General features: G+C 62.4%; 24 protein-coding genes. 17 read left to right on the forward strand and 7 right to left on the reverse strand.

All coding sequences use genetic code 11. From position 1 onward, the window contains the following. Positions 1–55: 55 nt before the first annotated feature. The gene (locus G8767_RS16110) at positions 56–1,030 is read right to left on the reverse strand and encodes a hypothetical protein (protein WP_166810683.1); all 975 of its coding nucleotides are present in this window, start codon (positions 1,028–1,030) and stop codon (positions 56–58) included. A gap of 170 nt (positions 1,031–1,200) precedes the next feature. Further along, positions 1,201–2,238 (reverse strand): LLM class F420-dependent oxidoreductase, encoded by a 1,038-nt coding sequence (locus G8767_RS16115; protein WP_095971001.1) that lies wholly within the window; start codon positions 2,236–2,238, stop codon positions 1,201–1,203. Between the two features lie 73 nt (positions 2,239–2,311). Here G8767_RS16115 and G8767_RS16120 point away from each other — a divergent pair, with 73 nt between their 5' ends. The 6 genes from G8767_RS16120 to G8767_RS16145 all read left to right on the forward strand — a co-directional run bounded on the left by G8767_RS16120 (position 2,312) and on the right by G8767_RS16145 (position 7,425). Beyond that, positions 2,312–3,289, forward strand: coding sequence for an OB-fold nucleic acid binding domain-containing protein (locus G8767_RS16120; RefSeq protein WP_172436585.1), 978 nt, complete (start codon positions 2,312–2,314; stop codon positions 3,287–3,289). 10 nt (positions 3,290–3,299) lie between these two features. Then, entirely contained in the window at positions 3,300–4,370 is a 1,071-nt protein-coding gene (locus tag G8767_RS16125) for a thiolase domain-containing protein (protein ID WP_166810684.1), read from the forward strand. Next, positions 4,370–5,551, forward strand: a complete 1,182-nt coding sequence (locus G8767_RS16130; RefSeq protein ID WP_095970999.1) for a thiolase domain-containing protein — start codon at positions 4,370–4,372, stop codon at positions 5,549–5,551. Before G8767_RS16125 ends, G8767_RS16130 begins: the two co-directional genes overlap by 1 nt. Before the next feature lie 36 nt (positions 5,552–5,587). Beyond that, complete coding sequence (locus G8767_RS16135; protein WP_095970998.1) at positions 5,588–6,451, forward strand: TIGR03619 family F420-dependent LLM class oxidoreductase; 864 nt, start codon at positions 5,588–5,590, stop codon at positions 6,449–6,451. 9 nt (positions 6,452–6,460) lie between these two features. Then, positions 6,461–6,871, forward strand: a complete 411-nt coding sequence (locus G8767_RS16140; protein WP_007734269.1) for a nuclear transport factor 2 family protein — start codon at positions 6,461–6,463, stop codon at positions 6,869–6,871. A gap of 173 nt (positions 6,872–7,044) precedes the next feature. Next, complete coding sequence (locus tag G8767_RS16145) at positions 7,045–7,425, forward strand: VOC family protein (RefSeq protein WP_020906296.1); 381 nt, start codon at positions 7,045–7,047, stop codon at positions 7,423–7,425. Between the two features lie 194 nt (positions 7,426–7,619). On the opposite strand, the gene G8767_RS16150 is transcribed toward G8767_RS16145, so the two are convergent. Further along, positions 7,620–8,870 (reverse strand): cytochrome P450, encoded by a 1,251-nt coding sequence (locus G8767_RS16150; protein ID WP_007734267.1) that lies wholly within the window; start codon positions 8,868–8,870, stop codon positions 7,620–7,622. 174 nt (positions 8,871–9,044) lie between these two features. Between G8767_RS16150 and G8767_RS16155 the strand changes: the two genes are divergently transcribed. From G8767_RS16155 to G8767_RS16170, 4 genes are all read left to right on the forward strand, one after another. After that, entirely contained in the window at positions 9,045–10,208 is a 1,164-nt protein-coding gene (locus G8767_RS16155) for a steroid 3-ketoacyl-CoA thiolase (RefSeq protein ID WP_166810685.1), read from the forward strand. A gap of 1 nt (position 10,209) precedes the next feature. Then, positions 10,210–10,698 carry a nitroreductase family deazaflavin-dependent oxidoreductase gene (locus G8767_RS16160; RefSeq protein WP_095970995.1) on the forward strand — a complete coding sequence of 163 codons (489 nt, stop codon included), beginning with the start codon at positions 10,210–10,212 and terminating at the stop codon, positions 10,696–10,698. Positions 10,699–10,755: 57 nt separating this feature from the next. Next, positions 10,756–11,169: a hypothetical protein gene (locus G8767_RS16165; protein ID WP_021342917.1), complete on the forward strand. Its 414-nt coding sequence runs from the start codon at positions 10,756–10,758 to the stop codon at positions 11,167–11,169. A 94-nt stretch (positions 11,170–11,263) separates the two neighbouring features. Then, positions 11,264–11,935: a GNAT family N-acetyltransferase gene (locus tag G8767_RS16170; protein WP_095970994.1), complete on the forward strand. Its 672-nt coding sequence runs from the start codon at positions 11,264–11,266 to the stop codon at positions 11,933–11,935. A 67-nt stretch (positions 11,936–12,002) separates the two neighbouring features. Here the strand turns inward: G8767_RS16170 and G8767_RS16175 are convergent, their stop codons facing one another. After that, positions 12,003–12,917 (reverse strand): SDR family oxidoreductase, encoded by a 915-nt coding sequence (locus G8767_RS16175; RefSeq protein ID WP_095970993.1) that lies wholly within the window; start codon positions 12,915–12,917, stop codon positions 12,003–12,005. 102 nt (positions 12,918–13,019) lie between these two features. On the opposite strand from G8767_RS16175, the gene echA20 reads away from it, so the two are divergent. From echA20 to G8767_RS16195, 4 genes are read left to right on the forward strand one after another with little or no spacing between them, the layout of a single operon-like run. Next, the gene (gene echA20, locus G8767_RS16180) at positions 13,020–13,796 is read left to right on the forward strand and encodes a (7aS)-7a-methyl-1,5-dioxo-2,3,5,6,7,7a-hexahydro-1H-indene-carboxyl-CoA hydrolase (protein WP_003945611.1); all 777 of its coding nucleotides are present in this window, start codon (positions 13,020–13,022) and stop codon (positions 13,794–13,796) included. 7 nt (positions 13,797–13,803) lie between these two features. Next, positions 13,804–14,712, forward strand: a complete 909-nt coding sequence (gene ipdA, locus G8767_RS16185) for a cholesterol ring-cleaving hydrolase subunit IpdA (RefSeq protein ID WP_003945662.1) — start codon at positions 13,804–13,806, stop codon at positions 14,710–14,712. Then, positions 14,709–15,464 carry a CoA-transferase gene (locus G8767_RS16190; protein ID WP_003945796.1) on the forward strand — a complete coding sequence of 252 codons (756 nt, stop codon included), beginning with the start codon at positions 14,709–14,711 and terminating at the stop codon, positions 15,462–15,464. Before ipdA ends, G8767_RS16190 begins: the two co-directional genes overlap by 4 nt. Continuing rightward, positions 15,461–16,522 (forward strand): nitronate monooxygenase, encoded by a 1,062-nt coding sequence (locus G8767_RS16195; RefSeq protein WP_075832222.1) that lies wholly within the window; start codon positions 15,461–15,463, stop codon positions 16,520–16,522. Before G8767_RS16190 ends, G8767_RS16195 begins: the two co-directional genes overlap by 4 nt. 79 nt (positions 16,523–16,601) lie before the next feature. On the opposite strand, the gene G8767_RS16200 is transcribed toward G8767_RS16195, so the two are convergent. After that, the gene (locus G8767_RS16200) at positions 16,602–17,423 is read right to left on the reverse strand and encodes a helix-turn-helix domain-containing protein (protein ID WP_240952354.1); all 822 of its coding nucleotides are present in this window, start codon (positions 17,421–17,423) and stop codon (positions 16,602–16,604) included. Positions 17,424–17,558: 135 nt separating this feature from the next. Between G8767_RS16200 and G8767_RS16205 the strand changes: the two genes are divergently transcribed. After that, positions 17,559–18,713, forward strand: a complete 1,155-nt coding sequence (locus tag G8767_RS16205) for a Rieske 2Fe-2S domain-containing protein (RefSeq protein WP_166810686.1) — start codon at positions 17,559–17,561, stop codon at positions 18,711–18,713. Between the two features lie 246 nt (positions 18,714–18,959). Here the strand turns inward: G8767_RS16205 and G8767_RS16210 are convergent, their stop codons facing one another. Then, positions 18,960–20,165 carry a crosslink repair DNA glycosylase YcaQ family protein gene (locus G8767_RS16210; protein WP_166810687.1) on the reverse strand — a complete coding sequence of 402 codons (1,206 nt, stop codon included), beginning with the start codon at positions 20,163–20,165 and terminating at the stop codon, positions 18,960–18,962. Between the two features lie 34 nt (positions 20,166–20,199). Continuing rightward, on the reverse strand, positions 20,200–21,489 hold the full coding sequence (locus G8767_RS16215; protein ID WP_346843000.1) for a TetR family transcriptional regulator: 1,290 nt from the start codon (positions 21,487–21,489) through the stop codon (positions 20,200–20,202). A 541-nt stretch (positions 21,490–22,030) separates the two neighbouring features. Here G8767_RS16215 and G8767_RS16220 point away from each other — a divergent pair. Together G8767_RS16220 and G8767_RS16225 are read left to right on the forward strand one after the other, a co-directional pair. Then, positions 22,031–22,840 (forward strand): ABC transporter permease, encoded by an 810-nt coding sequence (locus tag G8767_RS16220; RefSeq protein WP_166810688.1) that lies wholly within the window; start codon positions 22,031–22,033, stop codon positions 22,838–22,840. Further along, a complete protein-coding gene (locus G8767_RS16225) occupies positions 22,840–23,697 on the forward strand; it encodes an ABC transporter permease (RefSeq protein ID WP_095970985.1) in 858 nt (285 codons plus the stop codon). Before G8767_RS16220 ends, G8767_RS16225 begins: the two co-directional genes overlap by 1 nt.

Consider the following 23,697-nt stretch of genomic DNA (forward strand, 5'->3'; position numbering starts at 1 on the left):
CTTTTCGAGCGAACGTACCTTTCGGTGCCTGCAGTGCGCCGAAAGGTACGTTCGCTCAGCCGGTTTCGTCCATTTTCACCCACCTCGACCTCGCGAACACCTGAGGCCGGGGACGGGATTGCGCCAATCTGTAGTGCGCACGCAGGTCCTCGATCACCCGATCAGGGTCCGTTCGCAGTGCACTGGGCACCGTCGGCAACACGATGATTCCCGCATTCTGCATTCGCGTCCGACGTTCCACCGTGCGCTTGTAGTCCGTCGGCGCGGCATGCCATTCCAACGAGTCGACGTCCCACGCGAAGGCAACCGAATCGATCCATCCGTCCGGAATTGCGATGAAGTCTCCCTTCGCATCCCGGATCTCATGGTTGAACAACATTTCCGGCAGACCGCTCCGCTGCCACAGTTTTCGCGCGTGAACCTCCGGAACCGAGTGGACGTTCGCGTTCACTTCGCGCAACACGACCCGAGGTAGCGCGGACCCCCGACTGCTGCCCGCCTCGAGTTCCTTCGCAAGTTCGCGCACCGAGACGTCGCCACGCTGAACGACCTCGGCAATGAGTGCCCGTGTGGGATCGAGGGCCCTGCACCGCCTCGCAGCGTCGAGTAGCGCCCTAGGCAGCGGCGCACAGCGCAGACCGTTGCGAATCTCCGGCTCAGGCAGTCGAACAGTGCGCTCCACCGTGACGAACCCAACCGATTGAACACGACGGTCGATGGGGATGAGCACCTGCACATCCCCGGAATGCATCCGATATCCGTACTCCGACATGGCAGATCGCCCAGTCAGCAGAGACTCGTCACCGCTCAACATGAGCGCAGCGATCGATCGTTGACGCGGCGTCGGCTGACCATTTCGGAGCAGGATGACTCCTGGCAAAATGCGCTGCCAGGGTCCACCAACTCGGCACCTGGTGTGCACGGCGGAGTTGGACACGCCCAATCGCGCCAACTCCGCCGTTCGGATCACTCCACTTCGACTGACGCGGTAGATCGCGTCCAGATCATCGCCCCACGTTCCACGCCGCATGGTTGCAGCATGACTCGAGTGGCAGCGCGAGCTCCGGAGGCGACCTGGGGTTTTGGCGGCCCTGTGGATAACTTTCGGCGAGCGAACGGCGCGTTGAGCGCCTCAGATGCGCTGAACGTGCCGTTCGCTCGAAAAAAGGGGGGTCCCGCTCGAAAAAGAGGGCGCCCCGCTCAACCACCCACCGCGGCCGCGAGCTCTCGCACATGGTCGGCGTCGCGGCAGGTCACCAGCAGCATCGTGACTCCGGCTTCCTCCCAACGCTTCACGTCGGCGCGCACCTCGTCGACGTTGCCGATGATCATGGTCTCGGTGACCATCTCGTCGGGGACGACGGCAGCGGCTTCCTCCTTGCGGCCCGACATGAAGAGGCGACCGATCTCGTCGACCTCCTTCTCGTAGCCCATCCGCTTGTAGACCTGCGCGTGAAAGTTCAACTCCGGGGCGCCCATTCCGCCGACGTAGAGGGCGGTCATCGGTTTGAGAGCGGCGATGGCGCCGGCGCGGTCGTCGGTCACGATGACCTGGCACGTGGCGGCAACCTCGAAGTCTTCGCGGCTACGACGGGCCCCGGCGCGAGCAAAGCCTTCGTCGAGCCACTTGTTGTACATCGGGGCCAGGCGCGGGGTGTAGTAGATCGCCAGCCACCCGTCGGCGATTTCGCCGGCAAGCGCGACGTTCTTCGGCCCTTCGGCGCCGAGCCAGATCGGGATGTCCGCACGCAGCGGGTGCGTAATGGGCTTGAGCGGCTTGCCAAGTCCCGAACTGCCCGGTCCAGCATACGGCAGAGGGTAGTGGGGACCGGGACTGGTGACGGGCGCTTCACGGGCAAGGACCTGGCGCACGATCGAGACGTATTCACGGGTGCGTGCGAGCGGTTTCTCGAAAGGCTGGCCGTACCAACCTTCGACGACCTGTGGTCCGGATACGCCGAGCCCGAGGATCGTTCGTCCGCCGTTCAGGTGGTCGAGGGTGAGCGCGTGCATGGCACAGCTGGTCGGTGTTCGCGCCGAGATCTGTACGACGGACGTACCGAGCCGAACCTTCTCGGTGCGCGATCCCCACCAGGCGAGCGGAGTGAAAGCGTCCGAGCCCCACGACTCCGCCGCGAAGACCGCGTCGAATCCCGCACCTTCCGCAGCCTCGATCAGTTCCGGGGCGTTTGCCGGCGGCTGTGCGCCCCAGTATCCGAGTTGCAACCCAAGCTTCATCGCAGGCCTCCACATTGCCGGTGATCAGAAGTGACTCTTGCCACAATCTCTAGAACCTGTTCTACTCGATCTTGTGACCATCGGAAAGAGCGGGGTGGCCGACAAGCCCCTGAGCGCACCATTGAATCTCCATTTCGACTACACCAGATCGACGGGACCGACCATCGGCGCGTTCGTGACTGCCCTGCGTGATCGCAAGGTGATCGGCGCACGAGGGTCGAACGGTCGTGTCTTCGTGCCGCCACCGGAATTCGATCCGGACACGGCCGAACCACTGACCGACTTCGTCGGAGTCTCCGACGGCGGAACGGTCGTGAGTTGGACGTGGATGCCCGAACCCATCGAGGGTCAACCACTGACGAAGCCTTTCGCGTGGGCCCTGATCAAGCTCGACGGCGCGGACACGTCCATGCTCCACGCGGTCGACGTCGACTCCCCCGACGACATCAGCACCGGCCTGCGGGTTCGTGCTCGCTGGGCGTCGGAGCGGATCGGGCAGATCAAGGACATCGAGTGCTTCGAACCAGGTGAGAGCGAAAACGGCATCGCGACAGTCGATCCCAGCGCCGATCCTGTCACCATGATCACGACGCCTGTCGACCTGCACTTCATGCATTCCGCTTCAGCCGAGGAGAGTTTCTACCTCCGCGGTCTCGCCGAGGGCAAGCTGATCGGTGGTCGTAGCGGACCCGAAGACAAGATCTACATCCCACCGCGCGGCGCCAATCCCACCAACGGGAAGCCGACGAGCGAGCAGATCGAACTGCCGGACAAGGGAATTGTCACCACCTTCTGCATCGTCAACGTCCCGTTCCTCGGGCAGCGGATCAAGCCGCCCTACGTGGCCGCCTACGTGCTTCTCGACGGGGCCGACATTCCGTTCCTGCACTTGATCCTCGAATGTGATGCCGCGGACGTACGGATGGGCATGCGCGTCGAAGCCAAGTGGAAGCCTCGCGAAGAGTGGGGTTACACCCTCGAGAACATCGAATACTTCCGGCCGACAGGTGAACCCGACGCCGAGTACTCCACCTTCCAACACCACCTGTGAGGCTCCTGAAATGACTTCTGCAGACATCGCAGTCGTGGGCTTTGCTCAGGCACCCCACGTCCGCGAAACCAACGGCACCACCAACGGCGTCGAGATGCTCGTCCCGTGCTTCCAGCAGCTTTACAGCGATCTGGGAATCACCAAGTCCGACATCGGCTTCTGGTGCTCCGGATCTTCCGACTACCTGGCCGGTCGCGCATTCTCCTTCATCTCGGCCGTCGACTCCATCGGAGCGGTACCGCCCATCAACGAATCTCACGTCGAGATGGACGCTGCGTGGGCCTTCTACGAAGCGTGGATCAAGATCTTGACCGGCGAGGTCGAGACCGCGCTGGTGTACGGATTCGGCAAGTCTTCCGCCGGGCACCTGCGCAAGATCCTGTCCATGCAGCTCGATCCGTACCTCGTCACTCCGCTGTGGCCCGACTCCGTCTCGATCGCCGGGCTTCAAGCCCGACTCGGACTCGACGCGGGTAAGTGGACGCAAGAGGACATGGCGGAGGTGGCGGCTCGCAGCCGTCGCCACGCGCTGAGCAATCCGAAGGCTCAGCTCGCGGGCGAGGTCGACGTCGAGGCACTTCTTGCCAGCCCCTTCCTCGCAGATCCGTTGCGCGCACACGATTGTGCGCCTATCACCGATGGTGCGGCAGCAATCGTCCTGGCCTCGGGTAACCGCGCCCGCGATCTCTGCGAGCGGCCGGCGTGGATCACCGGACTCGAGCATCGCATCGACTCCCCCAACCTGGGCGCACGTGACCTGACCACGTCGCCGTCCACTACGTCGGCAGCCAAGGCGGCAACGGGCGGCGAGGTCGGCAACATCGACGTCGCCGAACTGCACGCACCGTTCACTCACCAGGAATTGATCTTGAAGGAAGCGATCGGCCTGACCGACGCCACCACGATCAACCCGTCCGGCGGACCGCTGAGCGGCAACCCACTGTTCGCCGGTGGTCTGGAAAGAATCGGCCACGCCGCCAAGGCGATCTTCGACGGCCGGGCGAATCGCGCTCTGGCCCACGCAACAAGCGGCCCTGTGCTGCAGCAGAACCTGGTAGCAGTCTTGGAGGGACGGAACTGATGGCCGGAACGCCTCAACTCGCGGCCGTGCTCGGCACCGGCCAAACTCACTACGTCGCAAAGCGTCACGACGTCTCGATGGCGGGCTTGGTCCGTGAAGCCATCGACGCAGCGATGCTCGATGCCAACGTCGGCTGGGACGACATCGACGCCGTCGTCATCGGAAAGGCCCCCGACCTGTTCGAGGGTTCGATGATGCCCGAACTCGCCATGTCGGATGCCCTGGGCGCCAACGGAAAGCCGTTGCTGCGTGTTCACACAGCCGGCTCGGTGGGCGGTTCGACGGCTATCGTCGCCTCCAGTCTGGTCAAATCCGGGGTCCACAAGCGGGTTCTGACGGTTTCCTGGGAGAAGCAGTCCGAGTCGAACGCCATGTGGGCGCTGTCCACACCGGTTCCGTTCAACATGCCCGTCGGCGCCGGTGCCGGTGGATACTTCGCCCCGCACGTCCGTTCGTACATTCGTCGATCGGGCGCACCGGAGCACATCGGCTACCTCGTCGCGGTGAAGGATCGGCTGAACGGCAGCCTCAATCCGTATGCGCACCTGCGGCAGCCGGACATCACCTTCGAATCGGTGAAGGCATCTCAGATGCTCTGGGATCCGATCCGCTACGACGAGACCTGCCCGTCCTCGGACGGCGCGTGCGCTCTGGTGATCGGCAACGAGGAAGCTGCCGCACAGGTGGAGGCCGAAGGGCGTTCCGTCGCCTGGATCCACGCGACGGCCATGCGCACCGAGCCGACCTTCTATGCCGGACGCGATCAGGTCAATCCGCAGGCCGGCCGTGACGCCGCGGCCGCGCTGTGGAAGTCAGCGGGAATCACCGATCCGCTCAACGAGATCGACTGCGCCGAAATCTATGTCCCGTTCTCGTGGTTCGAGCCGATGTGGCTCGAGAACCTCGGCTTCGCGGAGGAAGGTCAGGGCTGGAAGCTGACCGAGGCCGGAGAAACCGCGATCGGCGGCAAGCTCCCGGTCAACGCCTCGGGAGGTGTTCTCTCGTCCAACCCGATCGGCGCCTCGGGCATGATCCGGTTCGCCGAGTCCGCGATGCAGGTCATGCACCGCGCCGGCGATCACCAGGTGGCCGACGCCCGCAAGGCTCTCGGCCATGCCTACGGCGGTGGCTCGCAGTACTTCTCGATGTGGGTCGTCGGCTCCGAACGCCCCACCACGTAAGCAGCAGCACACACGCCGATCAGGAAGAGGCCGAAGATGAAGTACACCGTCGGGGTTGCCATGAACCCCTTGGACCAGTTAGCCGGTATCGCCAAAACGGCCGAGGAATGCGGCTTTTCGTCCATCGCTCTCCCCGATTCACTGTTCTTCATGGAAACGCAGGCGGCGGATTACCCGTACACCCCGGACGGGTCTCGGATGTGGAATGCCGAGACCCCCTGGGTCGATCCGCTGATCGCCGCGGCCGCAATGGGCGCCGTGACCGAGAAGATCGAGTTCTACACCCAGGTGCTCAAGCTGGGTAGCCGCAATCCGGTCCTGCTCGCGCGGCAGGTCGGATCGGTGGCGGCACTGACGAACAACCGGTTCGGCTTCGGCGTCGGAATCGGTTGGGCTCCGGAAGAGTTCGAGTGGTGCGGCGCTCCGTACAAGCGTCGGGGCGCACGTGTGGACGAGATGATCGACGTTCTCAAGCTGATTCTCGGCGGCGGCATGGTCGAGTACCACGGCGAGTTCTTCGATTTCGATCGCCTGCAGATGAGCCCGGCTCCCACCAAGCCGGTTCCGTTCTACGTCGGCGGCCACACCGAGGTCGCACTCAAGCGAGCTGCACGAGTCGGCGACGGATGGACGTCGGCGATGATCAAGTTCGACGACCTGGTGGGTGTGATCGCACGACTGCGCGAATTGCGCGCCGAGTACGGCCGCGAGAACGAGCCGTACGAAATTCAGACGGTGTGCATCGACCGTTTCGGCAAGGACGGTTACGCAGAACTCGAGGACGCCGGCGTCACGGACATCATCACCGTGCCTTGGGTTTTCGACGGAATCGGATTCGATGCCCCACTCGAGGCAAAGCAGGATTCGATGCGCAAGTTCGCCGAACAGTACATCAACTGAGGAGCTGCGATGACCGACGAGCACCCCGCCCGCGTCGCGGGTAACGCATCGCGCGCCGCCGCGAGCGGCAAGAACAAGGAAGCCTGGCTGGACCTCTTCGCCGAGGACGGCTGGGTGGAAGATCCGGTCGGGCCGTCGGGTTTCGACCCCGAAGGCAAAGGCCATCACGGGCGTGAAGCAATCTCCAAGTTCTACGACATGACGATCGCCAACGCGGACAAGCTCGAGTTTCTGATCGACGATTCCCTGGTGTGCGGCAATGAGAACGTCAACATCGGCAAGATCCGTACGACCATCGGCGGCTCGATCATCGACGCCGAAGGCGTGTTCGTCTACCGGGTGAACGACGACGGCAAGATCGCGTCGCTTCGAGCATTCTGGGAAGTGGACCGTGCGATGAAGACGGCGCGCAAAGCCTGAGAACCCCCAGTACGAGAGCGGCCCCGGTCATCGACCGGGGCCGCTCTCGTCGTAGTCGAATCAGCCTGTCGTACTTGCACCGAGAACCTCGAAATGGTTTCCTGGTTCCCAACGTCGCGTGTCGATGACGGACTGCGTCAGGCATGGAGGCGTCGTACTGCAAGGGGTCACTCATGACCATTTCGTTCAATCACACCATCATCGCCGCAAAAGACCGACAAGAGTCTGCGTGGTTCTTCACTCACATGTTCGGTCTGCCAGGCCCGGTCGAAGCCGGCTACTTTCTCGGCGTTGAACTCGAGCACGGCGTGACACTGGACTTCGCACAGGTGGAAGAGGGCGCCGAGGTGGCGTCTCAGCACTACGCTTTCCTCGTCTCCGAAGATGACTTCGACGGCATCTACCAGCGAATACAGGCGTTGAAACTGGATCACTGGGCCGATCCGCGCCAGTCGAGTACCGGCTTCAACACCAACGACGGTGGGCGTGGTGTCTACTTCCTCGACCCGTCGGGACATTTCCTGGAAGCGATCACCAAACCGTACGGCGGCTGAATGAGAGAGTGAACTACAAACGGCGGCGCCTACGGGAGATGAGGGATCCCGCAGACGCCGCCGCAGTTCCAGGTTGCCAACGAGTGGCTCCCCGGAACGTCTACTGTAGTTCTGCGTGTTCGAGAGTGCAGAGGCAACTCCCGAAAAGCTACACAGAACCTACTCGCCGGTTACCAGGTCAGTATATGTCCGGATCAGTGTTTGACCGGGCAGCCCGATGTCTTGTAATCAACCTGAAACTCTTTGATGCCGTTGAGCCAGCCCGAGCGCAGGCGGCGGGGATCGCCGAGCCTGGTGATGTCGGGTAGGTGATCGGCGATCGCATTGAAGATCAGATCGATTTCCAGACGGGCCAAGTTGGCGCCGATGCAGTAGTGCGCACCGGTGCCGCCGAATCCGAGGTGCGGATTGGGGTCACGCATGATGTCGAACTTCGTGGGGTTCTCGAAGACGTCTTCGTCGAAGTTGGCCGACGCGTACATCATCACGACGCGATCGCCCTTCTTGATCTTCTGTCCGCCGAGTTCGGTGTCTTCGAGCGCGGTGCGCTGGAAGGACGTCACCGGGGTGGCCCAACGAACGATCTCGTCGGCCGCCGTCTTGGGACGTTCCTTCTTGTACAGCTCCCACTGGTCGGGATTGTCGAGGAAGGCAACCATGCCGTGTGTGATGGCATTGCGAGTGGTCTCGTTACCCGCGACCGCAAGCAGGATCACGAAGAAGCCGAATTCCTCTGGGGAGAGCTCATTTCCGTCGATGTCCGCTTCGATGAGCTTGGTGACGATGTCATCGGCGGGACACTTCTTGCGCTGATCCGCCATCTGGTATGCGTATCCCAGAATCTCCATCGACGCCGCCTGCGGGTCGATGTCGAACTCGGGGTCGTCGTACGACGTCATCTGGTTGGACCAGTCGAAGAGCTTCATTCGATCTTCCTGCGGCACACCGAGAAGTTCGGCGATGGCCTGCAGCGGAAGCTCGGACGCGACCTGCACCACGAAGTCTCCGGCACCGCCGGCAGCCGCGGTCGTGACGATCTTTTCGGCACGCTCGGTCAGTTCCTCGCGCAGGCTGTTGATGGCGCGCGGGGTGAATCCGCGGGAGACCAGCTTGCGCAGCTTGGTGTGCTCCGGAGCGTCCTTGTTGATGAGAATGAACCGCTGCATCTCGACGTTCTCACGCGGGATGTCGTCGGCGAAGCGAGGAATCGCAGTGTTCTCGTGGGTCGAGAAGATGTCGCTTCGCTGCGAAACCTCCTTGACCTCTTCATGACGGGTGACCACCCAGAAGCCCTCGTCCTGGAATCCACCGATTTCCGGGGGCTGCGGATTCCACCACACGGGGGCCGTCTTCCGGAGTTCGGCGAACTCCTCGAACGGCATGCGTTCCGCGTAGATGTCGGGGTCCGTGAAGTCGATTCCCTCGGGGAATGCGGGCTGTGCCACTGATGTCTCCTGCCCTAAGCCTTTTCATCACAGGGGTGATGGGGATCCGTGATGTGTAACACGTTCTACTCTCATTGAAACACAAGCCTGCTTACTAGGAAAGGAAACGTCGACAGGTCTTGCTTCCCGCAGAGAACCTGTTCTACTTTTTCATTACAAGGAAAGGAGCCCGCTGTGGGCACACCAGTAATCGTCGAGGCTGTCCGTACACCGATCGGCAAGCGCGGAGGTTGGCTCGCCGGTCTGCATGCCGCCGAGATCCTCGGAGCGGCCCAGAAGGGCGTTCTCGACCGGTCGGGAATCGACCCGCTGCTCATCGAGCAGGTGATCGGCGGCTGCGTCACCCAGGCCGGCGCTCAGTCCAACAACATCACGCGCACGGCATGGTTGCATGCAGGTCTGCCGTGGCAGACCGGCGCAACGACCGTGGACTGCCAGTGCGGTTCCGCTCAGCAGGCGAACCATCTGATCGCCGGACTGATCGCCACGGGCGCCATCGACGCCGGCATCGCCTGCGGCATCGAAGCCATGAGCCAGGTCCCCCTCGGCGCAAACGTCGGCGATCAGGCCGGACCGCGTCGACCCGCGACGTGGGACATCGACATGCCCAACCAGTTCGAAGCTGCAGAACGCATCGCACGCCGACGCGGCCTGACCCGCGACGACGTCGAAGCTCTCGGCGTCCGCTCGCAGGCGCTGGCCAAGCAGGCTTGGGAGGAAGGGCGTTTCGACCGCGAGGTTCTCGAACTCTCGGCACCCCAGGTCGACAAGGAAGGAAACCTCACGGGCGAGACCAAGCTCGTCAATCGCGATCAGGGCCTGCGCGATACGACGGCGGAGTCCCTTGCCCGTCTGAAGCCCGTCCTCGACGGCGGGATTCACACGGCCGGAACGTCTTCCCAGATCTCCGACGGTGCTGCCGCAGTCCTGCTCATGGACGAGGACAAGGCTCGCGCGCTCGGATTGAAGCCGCGTGCCCGCATCATCGCCCAGGCGTTGGTCGGCTCGGAGCCGGAATTCCACCTCGACGGACCGGTGCAGGCAACCAGCCGCGTTCTGGAGAAGAGCGGAATGAAGATCGGCGACCTCGATCTTTTCGAGATCAACGAAGCATTCGCATCCGTCGCACTGTCCTGGGCTCAGGTTCACGAACCCGACTTCGACAACGTCAACGTCAACGGCGGCGCGCTCGCTCTCGGCCATCCGGTCGGCAGCACGGGATCTCGACTGATCACCACCGCACTGCACGAACTTGAGCGTCGCAACGGCTCGACGGCTCTGATCACGATGTGCGCCGGCGGCGCGCTGGCCACCGGAACCATCATCGAGCGTATCTGAGATGACCACTCCCCCAGCCAAACCCAAGGGACTAGACGCTCCGGCGACGGTCAAGATCATCAAGTGGATGTCGAAGGCAAACGTCGCCATGTATCGCGCCACCGACGGGAGGCTGGGTAGCAAGTGGCGGGTCGGCAGCGCGTTCCCACGCGGGCTGCCGATCTGCCTGCTCACCACCACCGGTCGCAAATCCGGCGAGGAGCGGATCAGTCCGCTGCTGTTCCTCGAGGACGGCGAAGACGTGATTCTGGTGGCGTCGCAAGGTGGTCTTCCGAAGAACCCGATGTGGTACCTCAACATCAAGGCGGATCCGGTGGTGACGGTGCAGATCAAGTCTCGGATCCGCTCGATGAAAGCCCGCGTCGCCACCGAGGACGAGCGCGCTCGGCTGTGGCCGAAGTTGACGGCGATGTATCCGGATTTCGACAACTATCAAGCCTGGACCGACCGGATCATTCCCGTCATCGTGTGCGAGCCACTGAAGAACTAAACGAACTGTTTACAACACAACGTTTACACCGGCCCGGGTTCGTGCCACCCTGGGTTCATGACCGATGACCAGTTCAGACCGATCGATTCCGGCCGCGAACGCGCACATCGCGAGTACGCCGGGCTCTTTCGGATCAGCGAGCGCCACGGCGCGACCCAAAGCCAGCGCGCACGGCAATCCCATCCGGAGATGCTCGAGCCCTACGGCGCGGTGCGCGTCGTGGCTCGTCTTGCCGGCGGAACCGACACACCGCAACCGAACGAACCCGAGGTCGACGACGCCGACGTCATGGCTGCGTTGACTTTGATCCCCAAGGCCCGAGCCGAAATGGAACAGCTGGAAGCGCTGTTCCTCGGAATTGCTCGCGAACGTGGCATGACCTGGCAGGATATTGCCTTCGGACTCGGGCTCGGCAGCACTCAAGCTGCCCGCCAGCGCTACGAACGGCTCGTTCGCCGCACCGGAGGCTGAACGCGTGCCATAACGGGCGAGTTGGAGCACTATTGACTCGTACGGTCCGCACGGCGTTTCGACAGAGCCTCGAACACAGCAAGGAGTCGCATATATGACGACGCATATTCAAGATCAGATCCTGGACCGACGCGAGATCACTTCCGCACTCGTGCGTGCGCTGGAGCGTCGCCACGAGGTGCTGGATGCAGTGGTCGACAGCAAGGACCACCAGGAGGCACTGACCACCGTCGCGGAACTCCTCGGCACGTCGGAAGCAAATGCCGAAGCAGTTCTGAGCCTCAAGTTCAGCGCACTGACCAAGGCTGCACGCGATCGCATCCAGGGCGAGCTGGAGAATCTCGACGCAACACTCGAATGGACGACGCTCGATCGCCCCGCGAGCAGCGGGCAGAACTTCAGCTTGCGTCCGTTCAGCGACAGCGCAGAAGACAAGTCGCTGTTCACGATTCGTTCGGGCGAGCAGCTCGGCGAAGACGGCAATCCGTGGAGCGAGGATCGAATCGAAGCCGAGCGCGTCGGCGGTCTCGGTCGTATCGACGACGAGAGCGCTGCCTGGTTCGTCGCCGAGGACGTCTCCGGCGACAGCCCGAAGAGCGTCGGTCTGGTGTTCGGCGAACTCGACGGCCAAGAGGTCAACGTCGCGATCTGGATTGCACCCGAGTCCCGCAAGAAGGGCTACGGCACCGCCTGCGTGAAGCATTCGCGGCGCGAGCTCGCAGCAGAGTTCCCCGGCACCGTGCTGGTGGTTCGGGCGCCTGCGTAGGCGGCACGCCGCCTGTGAGTGGTTAAGGAGTCCCTGCACTCCTTAACCACTCACGGGGCCGGAGGCCCTACGCCCCGTACACCGGCGTCGGAATCTCAGCCTTCTCCAACAGCGCTGCCACGACGGGCCCGATCTCCTTCGGGTCCCAACGGTCACCCTTGTCCTCGCTCGGGCCGTGACGCCAGCCCTCCGCGACGGTGATCTTTCCGCCCTCGACCTCGAATACCCGGCCCGTGACGTCCTTGGCCTCGGCGCTGCCGAGCCAGACGACCAGCGGCGAGATGTTCTCGGGAGCCATGGCATCGAAGCCCTCTTCCGGAGCTGCCATCGCTTCTGCCATCGCCCCACCTGCACCGACTGTCATGCGCGTGCGCGCAGCAGGTGCGATCGCGTTGACACTGACGCCGTAATTCTTGAGCTCGGCCGCGGCCTGGATGGTCATCTCGGCGATACCGGCCTTCGCCGCAGCGTAGTTGCCCTGGCCGATCGAACCCTGCAGTCCTGCACCCGAACTGGTGTTGATGATGCGTGCGTCGACGGTCTTGCCTGCCTTGGCTTCACCGCGCCAGTAGGCAGCAGCGTGACGCAGGGGCGCGAAATGCCCCTTGAGGTGCACACGGATTACCGCGTCCCACTCGCCTTCGCTCATGCCGACGAGCATGCGGTCACGCAGAAAGCCTGCGTTGTTCACGAGTACGTCCAGGCCACCGAAAGTATCGATCGCGGTCTTGATCAGATTTTCGGCGCCCGCCCAGTCGGCGACGTCGTCTCCGTTGACCACTGCTTGGCCACCTGCAGCGATGATCTCCGCGACAACCTGCTCGGCCGGACTTTCGCCGGTCTCGGAACCGTCGGCACCCGCACCGATGTCGTTGACGACGACCTTGGCACCCTCAGCCGCGAACGCCAACGCATGCGCGCGTCCGATACCTCGACCTGCCCCGGTGATGATGACTACGCGTCCGTCGACCAATCCACTCATTTTTGTCTCCTAATGCACTCTGCTCGGGCTTGTCGGCTCCGCTTGTGTGCTAACTTACCAAGCAATCGCTTGGTTTGGTACACAGACGTAAGGAATCCCGATATGGGCATCAGCACCTCCTCCGACGGAACCGGCATCACCACGGTCACCATCGACTACGCGCCGGTCAACGCAATCCCGTCCAAGGGATGGTTCGAGCTTGCCGACGCCATCCTCGACGCGGGCAAGGATCTGAACACGCACGTGGTGATCCTGCGAGCCGAGGGACGCGGATTCAACGCCGGCGTCGACATCAAGGAGATGCAGGCCACCGAGGGATTCGACGCACTGGTCGCCGCCAACCGCGGTTGTGCCGCAGCCTTCGCTGCCGTCTACGACTGCGCTGTGCCCGTCGTCGTGGCAGTCAACGGATTCTGCGTCGGTGGCGGCATCGGACTGGTCGGGAACGCGGACGTGATCGTCGCTTCCGACGACGCGATCTTCTCCCTCCCCGAGGTCGACCGCGGCGCACTCGGCGCTGCCACACACCTCTCGCGCCTCGTGCCGCAACACATGATGCGCACGCTCTACTACACGGCGCAGAGCGTCGACGCCCACACACTCAAGCAGTTCGGCAGCGTCTACGACGTGGTTCCGCGAGAGAAGCTCGACGAGTGCGCTCGCGAAATCGCCGCGAAGATCGCCGCCAAGGACACCCGCATCATCCGGTGCGCCAAGGAAGCCATCAACGGCATCGACCCGGTCGACGTCAAGGGCAGCTACCGCCTCGAGCAGGGCTACACCTTCGAACTCAACCTCCTCGGTGTGTCCGACGAGCACCGCGACGAGTTCGTCGCCACCGGCAAGCCGCGCGAGAACGCAACCCAGAAGGAAGGCTGAGAAAAACATGGCTAGCAAGCGTGACAAGACGAAGTCGCTCGACGAGGTAGTCGGCGAACTCCGCAGCGGAATGACGATCGGCTTGGGCGGCTGGGGATCTCGCCGTAAGCCGATGGCCTTCGTGCGTGCAATTCTGCGTTCGGACATCAAGGACCTGACCGTGGTCACTTACGGCGGACCGGATCTCGGACTGCTGTGCTCGGCCGGCAAGGTCAAGAAGGCGTACTACGGCTTCGTGTCCCTGGACTCCGCGCCGTTCTACGATCCGTGGTTTGCCAAGGCGCGCACCGCCGGTGAGATCGAAGTGCGCGAGATGGACGAAGGAATGGTCAAGTGCGGCCTCGAAGCCGCTGCCGCCCGTCTCCCCTTCCTCCCGATCCGCGCCGGCCTGGGCTCGGACGTCCGCAACTTCTGGGGCGACGAACTCAAGACCGTCACCTCCCCGTATCCCGAGGCCGACGGCCGTTCCGAGACCTTGATCGCGATGCCTGCGCTCAACCTCGATGCGTCGTTCGTCCACCTCAATCTCGGTGACAAGCACGGCAATGCCGCGTACAACGGCGTCGACCCGTACTTCGACGACCTGTACTGCATGGCCGCCGAGAAGCGTTACGTCTCCGTCGAACGCATCGTCGAGACGGAGGAACTGGTCAAATCCGTTCCACTGCAGAACCTTCTGCTCAACCGCATGATGGTCGACGCCGTCGTCGAGGCACCCAATGGTGCACACTTCACGTTGGCCGGCGAAAGCTACGGCCGCGACGAGAAGTTCCAGCGTCACTACGCCGAGTCCGCCAAGACCCCCGAGTCGTGGCAGGCGTTCGTCGACACGTTCCTCTCCGGCAGCGAAGAGGACTACCAAGCCGCAGTAAAGAAGTTTGCCGATTCATCAAAGGCAGGGGAGCAGGCAAAATGAGCGAATCCACCGTCACCCGCGCAGAGTACGTTGTTCTCGCATGCGCTGAAATCTTCTCCGGTGCAGGCGAAATCATGGCCAGCCCCATGTCGACGTCGTCCACCATCGGCGCTCGCCTGGCTCGGCTCACCACCGAACCCGACCTGCTGATCACCGATGGTGAAGCCCTCATCCTCGAGGACACTCCGGCAGTCGGAACGAAGGGCCCCGTCGAAGGATGGATGCCCTTCCGCAAGGTGTTCGACGTCGTCGCTTCCGGCCGTCGCCACGTTGTCATGGGTGCCAATCAGCTCGATCGCCACGGCAACCAGAACCTCTCCGCTTTCGGCCCGCTTCAGCAGCCGACGCGTCAGATGTTCGGTGTGCGCGGCGCCCCGGGTAACACCATCAACCACGCGACGAGCTACTTCGTCCCCAAGCACTCCAAGCGAGTGTTCGTCGACAAGGTCGACGTGGTGTGCGGTGTCGGCTACGACCAGATCGACCCCGAGAACCCGGCATACAAGTACCTGAACATCCCCCGCGTCGTCACCAACCTCGGTGTCTTCGACTTCGGAGGTCCCGGAAACACGTTCCGCGCGTTGAGCCTTCACCCCGGCGTCACGGCGGAAGAGGTAGCCGAGAACACCTCGTTCGAGGTTGCCGGACTCGCCGAGGCCGGTATCACCCGCGACCCCACCGCCGAAGAACTCCACCTCATCCGTGAGACCCTCGATCCGCGCAACCTCCGGGACCGTGAGGTCTCGGCATGACCCCTACCCTGAAGACCGCGCTGACCGAACTGGTCGGTGTCGAGTACCCGATCGTGCAGACGGGTATGGGCTGGGTTTCCGGGCCCGCACTGACGTCGGCGACGGCTAACGCCGGTGGTCTCGGCATCCTGGCTTCGGCCACGATGACCTACGACGAGCTCGAGCACGCGATCAAGAAGACGAAGCAGCTCACGGACAAGCCGTTCGGCGTCAACATGCGTGCCGACGCCACCGACGCCCCGCAGCGCGCGGACCTGCTGATCCGTGAGGGCGTCAAGGTCGCGTCGTTTGCCTTGGCTCCCAAGAAGGAACTGATCGCCAAGCTCAAGGACCACGGCATCGTCGTCGTACCTTCGATCGGTGCCGCGAAGCATGCGGTCAAGGTCGCGTCCTGGGGCGCGGACGCCGTCATCGTCCAGGGCGGCGAAGGTGGTGGTCACACCGGCGGTGTGGCAACGACATTGCTCCTCCCCTCCGTTCTCGACGCGGTCGATATTCCGGTCATCGCCGGTGGCGGATTCTTCGACGGCCGCGGGCTGGCCGCCGCGTTGGCGTACGGCGCTGCCGGTGTCGCGATGGGGACGCGTTTCTTGCTCACCAGTGACTCTTCGGTACCCGATTCCGTCAAGCAGGAGTATCTCAAGCGCGGACTGACGGATACAACAGTCTCTCGCAAGGTCGACGGCATGCCTCACCGCGTGCTCAACACCGACTTGGTCAACAGCCTCGAAGGTTCCAGTTATGCAACCGGTTTGATCGCTGCAGCCAAGAACGCCACCAAGTTCAAGGCCATGACAGGCATGAAGTGGTCGACGCTCGCCAAGGACGGTCTGGCGATGAAGCGCTCGGGTGACCGCACGCTGATGCAGATCATCATGGCCGCCAACACCCCGATGTTGCTCAAGGCCGGACTGGTCGAGGGCAACACCGAAGCCGGTGTTCTCGCGTCGGGTCAGGTTGTCGGCATGATCAACGATCTGCCCAGCTGTAAGGAATTGATCGAAAGCATCATGGAAGGTGCTGTGGGGCGTATCGACGCGCTTGCCGCTCTTCGCTGACCCAGATTTGTCCGAGTGCGTCTCCCCCACTGCGCTTTACGCGTAGTCGAGGGAGGCGCACTCTGTGCGTTGCGGGGCACTACCCGGTCTGCCGGTGACGACGGTCCGGCACCTCGAAATACTGGGAGATTGCCACGGCGGCGATCTGCACGGGTGCAACGTGCCGATCGTCGATCTTGCCTCGAACCAGCGGGCCACTGATCGACAGACCGACTTCGGTCCCTCCCAGTGCACCGACCCGTACTCCGATACAGCCGAGTCCCGAAGTACACGTGCCGAATACGACGCCGCGCTGACGGTGGGCAATTCCAGAAGGCTGCGCGAGCGGCGAACGGCGATCCGCCGCCAAGAGCGCTTTGCCTATGGCCGAGGACCGTGCAGGAATTCGAGTGCCGACGCCTGTCTGGAGTTCGGGTATCGCCCGGCTGCCGATCTTCTGGACGTAGCGCACGTTGCTTCCCTCGAGGACTCCGAGATGGACAGCCTGATCCGTGACGAGGTGCAGGTTGTACAACAACGGCACCACCACTCTCTCGAACTTGTTTCGATACAACGAAATTGCCCCGAGGTCACCGAGCTTGTCTCCAACTTCGTACTCGAGCCCTTCTCGTCGAAGCCAGTCCATTCTCACAAGCTTCAGAAGCATCCTGTGCACGGACGACCGCGGAATTCCGGTTCGACGAGCCACCTCCCCCAGCGTCAGTCGAGGTGTGTCACGAAAGCAATCCATCACCATCGCCAGTCTGTCGAGAGTTGACATGGGTATGGGCTCTTCGGTGATCGGTCCGACCAACATGGATGTCTCCGTTCCGGTGATCCGTCCGTCGAGCGGGCACCGCTGGGCGATGTGTTCGCTGCCGACTGCCAATCTCGGCTCAGTCGGCGCGCTCCGCCAGGGCATTTCCCACCGTGCGGGAGACGAACCCGCATGGTCACTGCCACCTGCACCTATACCGATCACCGGTTGCACCCGTTGAACCTGAGCTCACTCCTCGCCACAGTGGCACGGACAGACCCCTGAACAGAGGACGGCGTTATGACCACAATGGACCTGGGCGAAGTCGACGAATTCCGCGTCATCGACGAAGGCGTTACCCCTGAGCGGTTTGCCCGCGGCTGGCACTGCCTCGGGCTCGCGAACGATTTTCACGACGGAAATCCACATCCGATCGAGGCCTTCGGCACCAAACTTGTCGTATTCGCCGACAGCCAAGGCGAGGTGAAGGTCCTCGACGCGTACTGCCGACACATGGGTGGCGATCTCAGTCAGGGCACGATCAAGGGAGATTCGATCGCGTGCCCATTTCACGACTGGCGCTGGGGAGGCAACGGAAAGTGCACGGCGATTCCCTATGCCCGCCGGGTCCCTCCGCTTGCCAAAACCCGCGCCTGGACCACGCTCGAACAGGATGACCTGCTCTTCGTCTGGCACGACCCCGAAGGCAATCCGCCTCCTGCCGAGGTCGCCATTCCGATCATCAAGTCCGCGGAGCACGAGTGGACCGATTGGGTGTGGAAGTCGATAGTCATCGATACGAACTGCCGAGAAATCGTCGACAACGTCGTCGACATGGCGCACTTCTTCTACGTGCACTTCTCGTTCCCCACCTATTTCAAGAACGTCTTCGAAGGGCACGTCGCGATCCAGGAGCAAAGTGGCATCAACCGCGACGACATCGTGACCTGGACCGACCCCGACGTGCCGAAGTTGGTCTCGAACCTCTCGGTGGCCGCCTATCACGGGCCGTCTTTCATGGTCGACGATCTGGTGTACCAGTACGAAACGTTCAAGGTGGATTCGGTTTTGATCAACTGCCACTACCCGATCAGCCCGAACAAGTTCGTCCTGATGTACGGAATCACCGTCAAGAAGACCGACGAACTTCCCGCCGGAATAGCGGACCAAACCGTTGACGCGATGATCGGTTACATCGGCGTCGGGTTCGAGCAGGACATCGAGATCTGGAAGAACAAGACTCGCATCGACAACCCGCTGCTCTGCACCGAGGACGGTCCGGTCTATCAACTGCGACGCTGGTACGAACAGTTCTACGTCGACGTCGCCGACGTCACGCCCGAGATGGTCGATCGCTTCGAATTCGAAATGGACACAAGCAAACCCATCGAGGTGTGGAAGCAGGAGGTCGCGGACAACATCGCTCGCAAAGCCGCTGCAGGGGTGGACCGATGACCATGGAACCGCTGGACTGTGAGCGGTGCGGAGCATACGTCCTCGTCGAGAAGAACAGTTGGCACCACACGTCGACTCAGTGGCGATCAGATTCTCGCACCACATGTTTGGAGTACCGCGAACACGTCGCACCGACGAGCATTCGATCCGGAAGCTGCTCCGAGTTGAGAAAGTCCATCAACAGAGCCGCAGTCGACGGGCGCATAACCGTACCCGAATGACACTCGCCCTCGCAGCCACGACAGCTCACGCAAGGGCGGCGGACAGATCCCTAGACAGCGTGCCCTTGTTCTCCACCTCGATGGTCTCGCAGCCCTGCCAATGCGCAGTTCTGCGTAGGAGTTCCGCCAACCGGGGAGCAGTGTCGGCGTCCGCGGTGGGTTCGGCCCACGCCGCGCGCACCAGCAGCCGACGGTTCTGACGGTCGTTCTTCAGATCGACTCGGGCACAGATCTTGTCGTCGATCAGGACCGGGAGCACGTAGTACCCGTGAACTCGCTTGTGGGCTGGAGTGTAGATCTCGATCCGGTAGTGAAAGTCGAAGAGCCGCAACGCTCGATCGCGTGCCCACACTACCGGATCGAAGGGGGACAACAACGCTTCCGCACGGATGGACCTGGGACGCTTCGCTTGTGGATCGATCCACACTTCTCGTGCTTTACCTCGACGCTCCCAGCCGTCGACGGATACCCGGCGCACACTGCCGGCCTCTTCGAGTTCCTGCAACGCGGTTCGTGCTTCTGCGCTGGGCAGACGAAAATAGTCGGCGATGTCGTCGAGTGTGCCCAGACCATGTGCCCTCACTCCCCGCAGCACCAGCTCGCGTATCGCCTCCGACCGCTCGACCCGTGCGTCGAGTATCTCGGGTTCAAGCATCTGCTCGGCCAGGCCGTAACGACGCTCGAAACCGGCGCGCCCCGCCGAGACCACCTCGCCCCAACGGAACAGCGTCTCGAGCCCGACCTTCACATCGGACCACCCCCACCACGGACCGCGTCGTGTGTTCGCTTCGTGTTCGATCTCGCTCGCCGCCATCGGACCGTTGTCGCGCAACTCCTGCCGCAACCAATCGAGGAAGACACTCCGGTCGGAAGCCCACCCGTCCTTGTCACCGAGTGCTTTGTCGCGAAACTGATCCATCCGCCAGCGGAACAACGGCCACATGTCCACCGGCAAGAACGTTGCCTCGTGGCCCCAGTATTCGAGGTAACCCGAGCCGGGGGCGAAGGCGAGCTGATCGAGTCTGGATTTGTCGTACGCCCCCAACCGAGCGTAAACCGGCAGGTAGTGACTGCGCTCGAAGACATTGACCGAGTCGATCTGCAGCACCTGCAACCGGTCCATCACGCCGACCAGATTGCGACGCGTGACCGTCGTGGGATGCGATTTGCCGAATCCCTGAGCGGCAAGCGCTATGCGACGGGCAGCTGCCAGTGACACGACTTCGCTCATAGTGGGCCAGACTACGCACACCCACCGACACGTTTCAGGAGGCCGATGTTCCGCGGCGCGTGTACACGGTCGAGGCGGCCTGACGGCCGAACAGTACTGCCGACATGAACATCTGCAACCTGGCCGCGTTCTCCGCGGCAGCGTCGAATTTCATCATGCGGCCGACGTCCGGAACCAGGTTGAGCGCAGCATGAACCACGAACTTCGCCTCTACCGCCGACAGTTCAGGCCGGATTTCGCGGAGTACCCGCGCCCATTCGACCACGTAAAGCTTCTGGCGGTTCTTCAGATCGCTTCGATGACTCGGCAGAAGATTGTTCATCTCGGAGAAGTAGACCGACATCAATTCGTGCTGTGCGAACGACAATTCCACATACATCGCCGACAACGACCGGAGCGCTTCTTCGTGCGAGTCAGCGGAATCGAACACCGCTGCAGTAGCCAAGTCCAAACGATCAGCGGCTCGATAGAATACGGCACCGAGAAGCTCGGCCTTGCTGGGAAAGTAGCGGTACATACCGGAGGCGTTCAAGCCGGCGGCCGCAGCGATCTCTTCGATGCTGACGTCGTGATACCCGCGAGAGTCGAAGAGTCGCACGGCTTCCTGCAGCAGACGTTCCCGTTTGTTCGTTGTCACCGTTCTGGGCAACGAGGACTGCTCCAGACGGCTCGCGGTGGTTGCGCCCTCGCCGTGATCTATCGCCAGACACGCCTCGAGCAGAACCTGCTCCATCACCCGCTGGGGCAGCAACAGATTATGGACGGTGATGCTGCCGATCACGCTGAACATCGCTGCCACGACGAGGGTCTCTTCACGCGCCGTCATTGCCGGATCGGAGCGCGAAAGATGCCGGGCTACCCGGCGATTGACCGCGCTGGCTTGCGCTCGAACGGATTTCCGATCGTCGGCTTCGAGAAACCGGCTCTCCCACCGATAGATTCCGGCCGTACGCCGATTGCGAATTGTCGTTCTTATCACTGCAATCAGATCTTCGCGCAACCGCTGCGCGTCGGTCGCTGCAGGCGCAACCGAGACGACGTCCAGGGCACTGGCGAGCGCTTCGGTCAACTCCAACGCCGCGTGGCGGAACATCGCGTACTTGTTCGGAAAGTGCCGATAGAGCGCCGAACCCGAAATACCCACAGCCGACGCGATGTCATCGACACTGACAGCTGGATATCCGCGCTCACTGAACGCGATTGCCGCCGCTGCCGAGATCTGCGCCTTGCGATCCTTCGGGCGCCTCTTGACGGAATCGGACCTCGCCTGCCGAACAATCCCGCTCGACGACTGCGCGTCGACGAACTGCTCGCTCGGGCTCACCGTGTACCCCACTCTCCAGCCTTCACGCTCGAAGTACCTCGATCCGCCTGTCCACCAGACGAGAATCAGCATAAGCATGATTCCGCGGATGCACACACATTTTTCAGCACATTGCGTTTCTGCCGCCAGATAACAGCTGGTGAAACGCCGTTCGATCACGACATACAACTTCGCCCTGACGCCAGCCGACGAGCCCTTCACCGAGAATTTCGGTTAACAAAACGTTGCCCGAAGCCGCCGACAATGGGTAGGGTCACCGCTCGAGGCTCAGTCCCCACGGCCGCGAAGCAATCCGGCTGACAGATTCGGAATATTCGTAAACATACACGGGGCAGTGGCATGAACGGCCCCGATACTTCCACGTCAAAAGCGGAAATTCGATCAACACTGCAGACAAGTCGACGAGAATTTCGGTTCACATAATGCTTGCTTGGACACATATATGTGTGAGATGCTTCACAGGCAGTTCGCCCGACCGCCAGCGCTCGAACAGTTCGAACTCCGTGCCGAACACTGTTGATCTGCAAAGGAATTCAATTAGATGACGTACGAGCTACCAGCCGCGAAGGGCCCGGTGCGAGACGTAGCGTTACAGGGGGGCTATCTGATCGGATTCTCGGTTCAGGCACTCTTCGGCCTGTTCACGGCAATCCTCCGCAGACGACTCTCGTTGCACGAGACGGTTACTCAGACCCTGTTCATCGGCCGCGTCAGCACCGGCCCATCGTTGCTTCTCATGATTCCGATCGGTGTCTTCATCGCCGTGTCGGTCGGCGAACTGGCAGGCAGGATCGGCGCTGGTGGCTATTCCGGGGCAGTCGTGGCTTTCATCATCGTCGGTCAAGCCGCGGCATTGGTGTGCGCATTGATGATGGCCGGTGTCGCAGGATCGGCGATCTGCACGGATCTGGGTTCACGAAAGATCCGTGAAGAGATCGACGCGATGGAAGTGATGGGCATAGACCTGATCGAGCGCCTGGTCGCACCGAGATTGGTTGCAGCAGTGATCGTCTCCCTTGCACTGTGTTCGATGGTGACCTTCGGCGGTGTGATCGCGTGCTACCTGTACCACATCTACGTCCAGCATCTTCCCGCCGGAACGTTCATGGCAACGTTCAGTCAGTACGGTCGATCTTCCGACTTCGTCATGGCTTTGGTGAAGGCGGCAATCTTCGGCCTCGCTTCGACTTTGGTTGCCACCTTCAAAGGTCTGCATGCAAAGGGCGGCCCTCGCGGCGTTGCCGACGCAGTCAACGAAGCGGTCGTCATTGCGTTCGCGCTCGTCTTCATCGTCAACACGGTGTTGTCCGCGTTGTACACCGTGATCGTGCCGGCAGTCGGTGAATTCTGATGTCACTCGTCGATCTCCGGATCCGAGCGCGTCAGGCCGGCAGGCCGTTACGGACCGCAGGCGACGGCTTGGTATCGCTCGGTCAGCACGTCACCTTTTACATCCGCACCATCGCCTCGATACCTTTCGCTCTCACCAAGTACCGCAAACACGTGCTCGGACAGATCAGCGAAGTCAGCTTCGGAACGAACTCGCTGTTGTCCGGCGGCGGAACCATCGGCATCGTGTTCGCGATGTCTCTCGCCGCCGCGATGATGCTGGGTGTGGAGACACATCGCGGTCTCGAACTTGTCGGCATGACTTCGCTCTCGGGCATGCTGTCCGCGGTTGCCAACACACGCGAACTTGCACCTGTTGTCGTCGCTATCGCGTTGGCAGCCAAAGTCGGAACGGGTTTCACTGCCCAGATCGGGGCCATGCGTATCTCCGACGAGATCGACGCCCTGGACTCGATGGCGATCCGATCGATCCCGTTCCTCGCCGGTACGCGGGTGATCGCTGCCATGATCTGCGTCATCCCGATCTACATGATCGGACTCTTGGCCAGCTACCTCTCGACCCGACTGGTCGTCGTGTTCTTCAACGGCGCGTCGGCAGGTACTTACGACTACTTCTTCCATCTGGCGATCTCGCCGCAGGACCTCCTGTATTCGGGACTCAAGGCGGTGGTCTTCGCCGCCGTCGTCGCGCTCGTGCATTGCGCGTACGGCTACTACGCCTCGGGCGGACCGGCGGGTGTCGGTCAAGCTGCCGGCCGCGCGCTTCGGACCGCCATCCTTGCGATCGGAATCCTCGACGTGCTGATGACTTTCGGCCTGTGGGGCCTCGTCCCCCAGATCCCGGGAATGGGGATCTGA

Origin of the sequence: Rhodococcus sp. IC4_135 (assembly GCF_011602025.1) — a bacterium.
Taxonomy (GTDB): Bacteria; Actinomycetota; Actinomycetes; order Mycobacteriales; family Mycobacteriaceae; genus Rhodococcus_F; species Rhodococcus_F baikonurensis.

Excerpts from the sequence above, each read along its gene's own strand:
- G8767_RS16115 (WP_095971001.1), bottom strand. The coding sequence starts at position 2,238 with ATGAAGCTTGGGTTGCAACTCGGATACTGGGGCGCACAGCCGCCGGCA.
- ipdA (WP_003945662.1), top strand. The coding sequence starts at position 13,804 with ATGGCTAGCAAGCGTGACAAGACGAAGTCGCTCGACGAGGTAGTCGGC.
- G8767_RS16165 (WP_021342917.1), top strand. The coding sequence starts at position 10,756 with ATGACCGATGACCAGTTCAGACCGATCGATTCCGGCCGCGAACGCGCA.
- G8767_RS16225 (WP_095970985.1), top strand. The coding sequence starts at position 22,840 with ATGTCACTCGTCGATCTCCGGATCCGAGCGCGTCAGGCCGGCAGGCCG.
- G8767_RS16110 (WP_166810683.1), bottom strand. The coding sequence starts at position 1,030 with ATGCGGCGTGGAACGTGGGGCGATGATCTGGACGCGATCTACCGCGTC.
- G8767_RS16210 (WP_166810687.1), bottom strand. The coding sequence starts at position 20,165 with ATGAGCGAAGTCGTGTCACTGGCAGCTGCCCGTCGCATAGCGCTTGCC.
- G8767_RS16175 (WP_095970993.1), bottom strand. The coding sequence starts at position 12,917 with ATGAGTGGATTGGTCGACGGACGCGTAGTCATCATCACCGGGGCAGGT.
- G8767_RS16140 (WP_007734269.1), top strand. The coding sequence starts at position 6,461 with ATGACCGACGAGCACCCCGCCCGCGTCGCGGGTAACGCATCGCGCGCC.
- G8767_RS16130 (WP_095970999.1), top strand. The coding sequence starts at position 4,370 with ATGGCCGGAACGCCTCAACTCGCGGCCGTGCTCGGCACCGGCCAAACT.
- G8767_RS16170 (WP_095970994.1), top strand. The coding sequence starts at position 11,264 with ATGACGACGCATATTCAAGATCAGATCCTGGACCGACGCGAGATCACT.
- G8767_RS16145 (WP_020906296.1), top strand. The coding sequence starts at position 7,045 with ATGACCATTTCGTTCAATCACACCATCATCGCCGCAAAAGACCGACAA.
- G8767_RS16220 (WP_166810688.1), top strand. The coding sequence starts at position 22,031 with ATGACGTACGAGCTACCAGCCGCGAAGGGCCCGGTGCGAGACGTAGCG.
- G8767_RS16205 (WP_166810686.1), top strand. The coding sequence starts at position 17,559 with ATGACCACAATGGACCTGGGCGAAGTCGACGAATTCCGCGTCATCGAC.
- G8767_RS16200 (WP_240952354.1), bottom strand. The coding sequence starts at position 17,423 with ATGCCCTGGCGGAGCGCGCCGACTGAGCCGAGATTGGCAGTCGGCAGC.
- G8767_RS16190 (WP_003945796.1), top strand. The coding sequence starts at position 14,709 with ATGAGCGAATCCACCGTCACCCGCGCAGAGTACGTTGTTCTCGCATGC.
- G8767_RS16125 (WP_166810684.1), top strand. The coding sequence starts at position 3,300 with ATGACTTCTGCAGACATCGCAGTCGTGGGCTTTGCTCAGGCACCCCAC.
- G8767_RS16135 (WP_095970998.1), top strand. The coding sequence starts at position 5,588 with ATGAAGTACACCGTCGGGGTTGCCATGAACCCCTTGGACCAGTTAGCC.
- G8767_RS16195 (WP_075832222.1), top strand. The coding sequence starts at position 15,461 with ATGACCCCTACCCTGAAGACCGCGCTGACCGAACTGGTCGGTGTCGAG.
- G8767_RS16160 (WP_095970995.1), top strand. The coding sequence starts at position 10,210 with ATGACCACTCCCCCAGCCAAACCCAAGGGACTAGACGCTCCGGCGACG.
- echA20 (WP_003945611.1), top strand. The coding sequence starts at position 13,020 with ATGGGCATCAGCACCTCCTCCGACGGAACCGGCATCACCACGGTCACC.